This window comes from Rhodococcus artemisiae (assembly GCF_036327795.1).
GTDB lineage: Bacteria > Actinomycetota > Actinomycetes > Mycobacteriales > Mycobacteriaceae > Rhodococcus > Rhodococcus artemisiae.
In genome coordinates this window covers 93351-101894 of record NZ_JAUTXY010000011.1, presented here as the reverse complement: position 1 = coordinate 101894, position 8544 = coordinate 93351, and the positions used below count along the sequence as shown (strand labels likewise).

Genomic DNA, 8544 nt, shown 5'->3' with positions numbered 1-8544 from the left:
TCATCTCCGATCTCGCGGCGGCAGAACGCCGGTGTCGATCAATTGGTCGAAGTAGCGGTCGAGGAGTGTCTCGTCGATCTCGGGGCATTCGATACCCGACCCCGCCAGGTCGGCATCGAGATTGCGGCGGTCGACGGTGTATCCGTCGAGTGTGGGAAGGTCGGACGACGCGCTGCGCATCGCGGAGGACGAGCGCACGGCACCGCCCGCACCGTCTCGGGCCGCATGCAGGGCGACTCGGTCGGACCACTCGTCGACGGTCGATTCATCCAGCGGGTACCCACGTTCGCGTAGTCGATCACCGAACACCCTCAGCGGTACAGGATTCGGATGGACGACATGGTAGGTACGTCCGGTGCCGGTCACACGCGGTAGGAGGGCGACCACGACCTGTGCAACGTAGTCCGCGGGCACGAGATCGGTGTCGGTAGCGCCGTCCGCATCGTCGAGCGCATCGGCCATTGCACCCACTTCCACCGAGGCACGGAGGAATGTCACCAGTGCGTCGTCCGGATTGCACTCGCCCGTCGTCGTCGGGCCCCAGACCCGGGACAGGCGGTACATGTTCACAGGAATCCCACGTTCGCGAGCCGACAGCGCGAGACGTTCCGCGACCCATTTGCTCGTCACGTAGCCGGTGGGCAGTACCGCGTCGGCCGGGATCGGCGCATCCTCGGTGAGTACATCGGTATCTGCGGCCATACCCAGAACGACCGATGTTGTCGATATATGATGCACCGCAATCCCTCCCGCGACCGCGGCCAGGCGTAAGACCTCGGTGGTCCCGACGACGTTCGTCGCGCGCATCTGCCGGTACGAGGCGAGGAGATTCACGTCGGCGCCACAATGCACGACGGCATCGACCCGTTCCGCTACGGCACCGAAGCGTTGCTCGTCCCAACCGAAGCGCTCGAGACCCAGATCTCCGGCGTAGGCGTGGATGCGGGCGGTGTCGGTTTCACGGAGGAGACCCCGTTCGGCGAGCGCCTCGTGCATCCGTCGTTCCGCCGCCGAGTCGTCACCGGCACGGACCAATACGTGGACGTTCGCGATGGTGCTGTCGAGGAGTTCACGCAGGATATACGCGCCCGCGAAACCTGTTGCACCGGTGAGGAATACGTTGTGCGGATCCGGGGCACGTGCGGAGCGCCGGTGGCCGCCGGGCGCCGGGACGACGGCGGTGTCGAGAACCGCGTCCGCCTCGATGTCGGCGTCGTCCACCACCGGCGCTGTACCCCGTATCGCCAGGGTCAGACGTCCGATCGTCGGATGCTCGAACACGTCCTGCACATTGACCCGGTGCCCGCGATCGCGCAGTCGAAATGCTACCTCCGCGGCGCGCAGTGAATGACCACCGAGCTCGAAGAAGTCTGCTTCCTGTGAGGGAACCGCACATCCGAGCACGTCTTCCCACACCGTGCGCACGTCGTGTTCGACGCCTCCTCCGTCGATCACGACACGTTCGGGTGCGGACGAGCGGTCTCGACGGGTCCACACCTCTGTGGGCACTGCTGTACCGAACCGGTCGGTCATCGCGAGGTGCGTGAGTGCACGTGCGATCCGGGGTGCGTCGGCGGGGTCGTCGACGATCACGCACACGGCGGCAGGACCGGCGGAGGAGCCCGGGGACGATGCTGATGCGGTGGCCTGCGACCGCAGCTCCGCGCGGTCGATCTTGCCGTTGACGTTGAGCGGCAGCGAGCTCACAGCGTAGACGCGATCCGGGACCATCGCGGTCGGCAGCTTCCGGGCGAGCCGGCTCCTGAGCTCGGCGGGGTCGGTCGACGTCACTGCGAACGCGACGAGTTCCGGTCGGCCGGAACGATCGGCTACCGCCACGACCGCGGCCGTGGCGACTTCGGGGTCGGCGGTGAGCGCGTCCTCGACTTCGGCCGGCTCGACTCGCATACCGCGAATCTGTATCTGGGTGTCGGAGCGGCCCAGGAACACGAACTCGTCGTTGCTGCGCCGCACCAGGTCGCCGGTGCGGTACATCCGCGAACCGGGAGGCCCGAACGGGCATGCGACGAAACGTTCCGCGGTCGTCGCCGGCGCCCCGTGATAGCCCAGGGCAACCGATGGGCCGGCGACATAGAGTTCGCCGTCGGTGTTGTCGGGCACCGACTGCAAGCGCTCGTCGAGAACATCGACGCCGAGTCCCACGGTCGGCGCGCCGATGGACGGGTTGCCGCGCCCGTCGAGCGGTCGGCTCATCGTGGTCATCACCGTGGCCTCGGACGGCCCGTACGCATTGAAGATCCGGCGCACAGCGCCCCAGCGTGCTGCGACCGCGGGAGGAAGGGCCTCGCCTGCCAGAACCACGGTGGTCGCGGGCGGGACACCGTCCTCGGGCATCACGGCCAGAGCCGAGGGAGGCAGCGTGATGTGGCTGATCCTCTTGTCGGCGAGTGTCGCGGCGAGTTCGGGACCGGGCCGCAGTGCGTTCGGATTCGTGACGACGAGGGTCCCGCCGCTCAGGATGGACATGGCCAGTTCGAAGATCAGCGCATCGAAGCCGACCGCCGCGAACTGCAGAACCCGGATATCGGAAGGATCGTCACCGAAACGATCGGCCAGGGTTTCCCGGACCAGGATTACGCCGTGGTGTGCGAGCAGCACCTGCTTGGGTCTGCCCGTAGAGCCGGAGGTGAACACCGAATAGGCGGGTAGGTCGGCGGTCAGAGCGCATCCGCGCTCGTCGTCACCGACACGTTCGGTCGAGGTTGCCGCGCGTTCGCCGGCCACTGCCGCGTCGTCGAGGACGAACAGGGGGCCTTCGTAGAGCAGTTCCTCGTTCCGGTGTGAGGTGACCAGTAGAGCGGGGCGCGCCCGATCGAGGAGCTCGGAGCGACGATCGACCGGCAGTGCCGGATCGACCACGAGGTGGGCGGCACCGGTCTTCGCTACGGCGAGGAGAGTGACGACGAGATCGGCGCTCCGCGGCAGCGAGACCGCCACGATCCCTCCTGCCCGCGCGCCTCGTACGAGCAACATACGGGCGAGGGCATTCGCTTCGGCGTCGAGGCGGGTGTAGCTGCGTGCGCCCGTGTCGTCTTCGAGTGCCGTCCGGGTGGGGACGGCATCGGCAACGTCCTCGAACATCCGGGCCACGGGCCGAGGTCCGGGTATTCGGTCGTGGCTCGCCGCGGTGGGTGTTCCTGCGGATGCGGTGGAGGGCTTGTGGGCGGTGAGTGCGGTGCGGTCGATCTTGCCGTTGGGGGTGATCGGCAGAGTATCCGTCAGGACGAACGCCGACGGCACCATGTACCCGGGCAGTGTGGCGGTGATGTGAGCGCGCAACTCCGGTACGACCAGCCCGGCATGGTGGGCCCGACCGGGGTCGTCCGAACGCCACTCGGGTACATGCGGTTCGGGTGGAAGGGGTCCGGGTCGGCGGACGTCGACGGCGGCGTCGTGGGCGACGATGTCGAGCGTGCCGGGCGCGGCTCCCGGAAAGAACCGCGCGACCCGGCCAGTCGACGCGATCCGGTTGTTCAGCTGCGCTCGGGTGGGGACGCCTGCGACCACGGTGATCTCCCGCACCGCATCCGCGACAGATGCGCCGTTGCGGGCGGAATCCACGGCGGCACGGATCCGGTGTGCCAGCGCATCAGGGACGGATCGCAGCGCGACCGGGCCTGCCTGCGCTATCGCGGTCTCCAATGCGCCGGGGAGCTCGAGTCGGGTCGACCATGTCATTTCGTGTCTGATGGGTGCGTACTCGTCATCGAGGGTGTGCAGCACGACGTCGTACCGTGCAGCACTCCCGGGCCGATCGGTCGGATCGAGCATGATCTCCGCATGGGACAGCGTGGGATTCTCATCCACCAATCGATCCCACAGCGACTGTGCCACCGTGAGTTCCTGTGCCGGATACCCCGATGTGGCGGGTACCGCAGAGAGCACGTCTGCGGCCGCTGCGTCCGCGTCGGCTCGCAGGAGAGACCGCGCAGCGGCGGTGTCCGCGGCTCCGCGGGGGTCGAGGACTCCGCTCAGCACGATCCGGCCACCCGCAACCAGGCAGCGGGCAGCGGCATCGATGAACGCTGTCAGGGTCGAGATGTCGGGCATCAGTCCGACGACGCGGTCGCCTCGTACGAGATCGACGTCGTGAGCGCTGCGCAGGTGACCGAGCATCTCGTTGTCGATGCGAACCGAGCGGAGCCGGTCGACGGCGTCGGTGTCGGTGTGCGATGAGACGAGCTGCAGCGAAGCCGAATCGGATGCTCCTGCGGGCTCATCGTCGTCCGTGCCCGCCAGTGCGGACAGGAGCTGTTCGGCGCGGGCGGCCGCATCTGCGGTCGGCACCACGAAGGCGGTCAGCGATGTGGTGCTGCCGAGGCCGGATGCGGCGGTCACGACGGCACGTGCCACCGCAGGGTGTTGTTCGAGGATCTGCTCGATCTCGCCCGGTTCGAGCCGATATCCGCGGATCTTGACCTGGTTGTCGACTCGGCCGAGGCACACCAATCGGCCGTCGGGGGTCAGTCGGGCGCGGTCCCCTGTCCGGTACATCCGCTCGTTCGGAGCCCACGGACACGCGATGAACCGTGCCGCGGTCTCGGCGGGACGATCGAGATACCCGGACGCGAGTCCTGCACCGAACAGGTACAACTCGCCGTCGTGTCCCTCCGCGGCCTGTCGAAGTGCGTCGTCGAGGATGATCGATCCCGCACCGGGGAGTGGGGTTCCGATCGGAACGAGATCCGCGTCGGCGTCGAGCGGAGCGAAGGTGGACCACACAGTTGTTTCGGTGGGGCCATACAGGTTGATGGCCGTCGCCTCACCGTCCGCGAGATCCCGAGCGACGGACAGCGGTACCGGTTCGGCCCCGACGAGGCGGCGAACGTGTGTCGGAACGCGGCCGGTATCGAGCAGTGCGCGCCACAGTGTCGGCGTCGCCTGCACTGCGGTGACGTCTTCGCGAACGAGGAGGTCCACGAATTCGTCGGGAGACCGTGATATTTCCGGTGGTGCGACGACGACACATGCGCCGGTGGTCAACGGCAGGAACAATTCCGGCACCGACATGTCGAAACTCGGTGTGGTGATCCAGGTCATCGCGTCGTCCGGACCGAGGGCAACGACCGTGGCCAAAGCGGACAGCAGTGTCGACAGGCTTCGGTGCGTGACGATCACGCCCTTCGGGGGTCCAGTCGAGCCTGACGTGAAGAGCACGTATGCGGGAGAGTCCGGGAGAACCGGCGCCGACGGAATCTCGTCGAGGCCGGGGGCGGCCGTGCGGGGGATCTCGTCGAGAGTCAGCACCGGCTCCGGCCGGTCCGTGAGAGACGGTGCCATCACCCGGCTCGACACGATCATCGCGGGCCGGAACGCACCGAGCACGTGGGCGCGCCGGGTCGGGGGATGAGCAGCATCGAGGCACGTGTACACCCCTCCGAGCGAGGTGATGGCGAGCAACGTCGCGATCACCTCGGCAGTGTGGGGAAGGAGAACCGCAACGCGCGAGCCCGGTTCGATACCCCGGTCCTGCAGCGTGGTTCGGATATCTGCGATTCGCCCGGCCAGATCGCCGTAGGTCCACGTGGTGTCCCCGTCCCGGAGTGCGGGGGCGCCGGGGTCGATGCAGGCTCGGTCGCGCACGGCGTCGGGAAGCGCGACCCACGTCGCCGCGATCGGGTCGCCGCGCAGTAGCGTACTGCTCGGGCCGGCTTCCGTTGCGGCAGTATCGTCGTCGGGTAGTTCCGCCCCGGAGCGTACTCGCAGGTCGAGTCCGTCCCCGTAGTGTGCGAGCGTTGTCCGCCAGCGTGCGAGTGTCTCGTCATCGATGATCGGGGGTTGCTTGCCGAGCGCCGACGCTGCGATCACCACGCTCTGGGCGCTGTCGCCCAGGGGCTCGAGGACGGGCCGGAGAGCTGTGGCCAGGGAGCCGTGGTCGTGCCCTGCAGACGGAGTTGCGGCGACAATCAGGGAGGGTGTACCCGAATCCGATACGACAGGCCACAACTCGACCCTGTCGGCGACCGGTACGAGGGCATCACGGATCTCACGGAGATCCACGCGTGCGCCGTCGACGTCGGCGGTGCCGGGTCGTGTCTCCAGGCGGACCGTGCCGTCTGCGAGCAACCGCCCGTAGCTGCCGTGCGGTTGTGCGTCGCGGCCGAGACGGTGGCCGAGCACGGAACGAACGGGAACGAGGAAGAGTTCTCCGGCCACACCTACCGGACACACCATCCCGTTCGGTTCGGCGACGACGAGCCGGAGATCAGGTGTCATCCCGGCATGTTCACCGGCGATCGCAGATGGTCGCGACACGGGCTCGGTCAGGTTCCGGATCCGGTCGAGGTCGACGTCGTCGACGATGACGAGTTCGGACAGTGGGGTCCCGGGATTGCGCACGGCGTTCGTGAGGAGGTTCGACAGGTGTCGCGCGATATCGAGCGCGGTGGATTCGTCGAGGACCGATCCATCCGCGACCAGGGTCAGGGCGCCTTGATCCACGCCGTCTGCCCAGTGGACGACGAGGTCGAATTGGGCGGGAGATGCCCCCAGTTCGACGGGGTGGGCCGTCACGTCACCGAATCGCATTGAGCCGGGCGCGTCCTGGCGCACGAGGTACACGTTGCACAGGGGCGTGCGAACCCCGTCTCGGGTCGGTGCCACCGCAGCGACGACCGACTCGAATGGCAGATCGGAGTGCCGGAGCGCATCGGTGTGGGTGCGGGCCGTGGCTGCGACGTGGTCTGTGAACGAACTGTCCGGGGCGATGTCGGGACGCACGAGCACGGTGTTGACGAAGTATCCGACCACGTGTTCGTAGGCCGGCCCACCGCGCCCGTCCACCGCGGTGCCGACGGTGACCCGGTCGGGACTGCCGTAGCGACACAGCAGCGCCTGCAGAGCCGCCATGACCACCGCGAACGGGGTCGCGTGCGCAGCACGCGCGAATCGTTCGACGAGATCCGCGGTGCCTGAGGGCAGATCCCACGTCACGGCATGCGACGCCCCGGTCTCCTGGGGATCGATGATTGCGGTGTCGGGTAGTGGAGTGGTGCCGGAGTGGATCGGGGTCAGGTGATCCTGCCACCATCGTCGTTGGCGCGCTTCCAGTCCCGAGGACAATCGCGCGTGCAGTTCTCGACTGAAATCGGTGAACGTCAGTGCGGGTGCCACCGGCGCGCTGCCGGTCTGTGCTGTCAGGTAGGTGTAGTGCTGCGCGATCTCGTTCAGGAGGATGCCGAACGACCGGCCGTCGCCCACCATGTGGTGCACCACCAGGGACAGCACGTGCGAGGAGTCGGGGAACCGCCACAGACCGACTCGGACCAGGGGGCCTGCCTCGATATCGAACGGTGTGAGGGCATGTGCCGTCACGAATCCGAGATCGTCGGTGTCGGCGTCCGCGCAGGTCCACGGAAGCGTGACGTGGTCGTGGACCACCTGGTGTAGGTGCCCGTCGATGACGGTGAACGAAGTGCGGAGGGCCGGATGACGTTCGACGAGTGCCTGTACGCACGTGCGCAGCGCGCCGACGTCCGGTCGACCGTCCAGCCGCAGGGTCATCGTCATGTTGTAGCGGGGGGACTCGTCCAGTTGTTCGACGAACCACAGGGCTTCCTGCGCACCGGATGCGGGTACCGGCCCGGTGATCGGAACGTGTCGAGGTCCGTCGGTCGGGGCTGCGGGAACAGGTGTGGACGAGGTGAGCAACCGGTCGAGCAGTGCCTGACGGTCGGCCCCGGCAGATGTCGCCCCTGCAGATGTCGCCCCCGCAGATGTCACAGCATCGCTCGTCATGAATCTGCCCCGCGGGGGCTCATGACGCGGTCGAGTGCCTCGCGGAAGGTGTCGGTGTTCTCGGCGGGGAAGAAGTGCCCGCCCGGGAACACCTCGGATCGGTATCGTCCCCGGGTCATCTGCTGCCACGCACGGACGGCGGAGGGCTCGACCGTGGGGTCGTCGACGCCGGCGAAGGTCGTGATATCGGCGGTGAGCGGCGGAGCGGGTTCGAGGCGGTAGGTTTCCACCAATCGGTAGTCGTCGCGGATCGGTCCGAGGAGCATCGCGCGGATGTCGGCGTCGTCCAGCAGTCCCGCGGGAGTAGCGCCGAGCTCCTCGATGGTGCGGACGAGTTCGTCATCCGAGGACCGGTGGACGGTCGACGACGGTGGTTGGGGACCTCGGCCGGACAGGACGACGTGATGTGGTGCGGATGCCGGTCGCCCGTCGCTCTCCAGTCGCCGCGCGACTTCGAACGCAACCAGCGCGCCCATGCTGTGCCCGAAGAGGATCGGAGCGTCCATCTCGGTGGCCGATATTTCCCGGGCGATCGAATCAGCTAGTGCGATAATAGAATCCGACGGTGAATCGTCGATCCGGTCTTCCCTGCCCGGGTATTGGACGACGATCACGTCCACATCCGGAGCGATACCGGTCGCGAGTCGGCGATAGTACGACGCGCCGCCACCCGCGTGCGGCAGCATCACCAGCCGGTGCCTGGCCGAGAGCGTGCTGCGGACTGTCCGGAGGGATGGTGACGTGGTGTTTCCGACGTTGTGCAACATGTGACTGATCCTTGGAAGG

Annotated in this window: 2 protein-coding genes; both read right to left on the bottom strand. The window is 67.5% G+C overall.

All coding sequences use genetic code 11. The annotated features are described in order from the left end of the window. On the bottom strand, positions 1-7758 hold the full coding sequence (locus Q7514_RS21775) for an amino acid adenylation domain-containing protein (RefSeq protein WP_330135338.1): 7758 nt from the start codon (positions 7756-7758) through the stop codon (positions 1-3). Then, positions 7755-8525, bottom strand: coding sequence for a thioesterase II family protein (locus tag Q7514_RS21770; protein ID WP_330135337.1), 771 nt, complete (start codon positions 8523-8525; stop codon positions 7755-7757). The genes Q7514_RS21775 and Q7514_RS21770 overlap by 4 nt, the downstream gene beginning before the upstream one ends. Positions 8526-8544 lie beyond the last annotated feature (19 nt).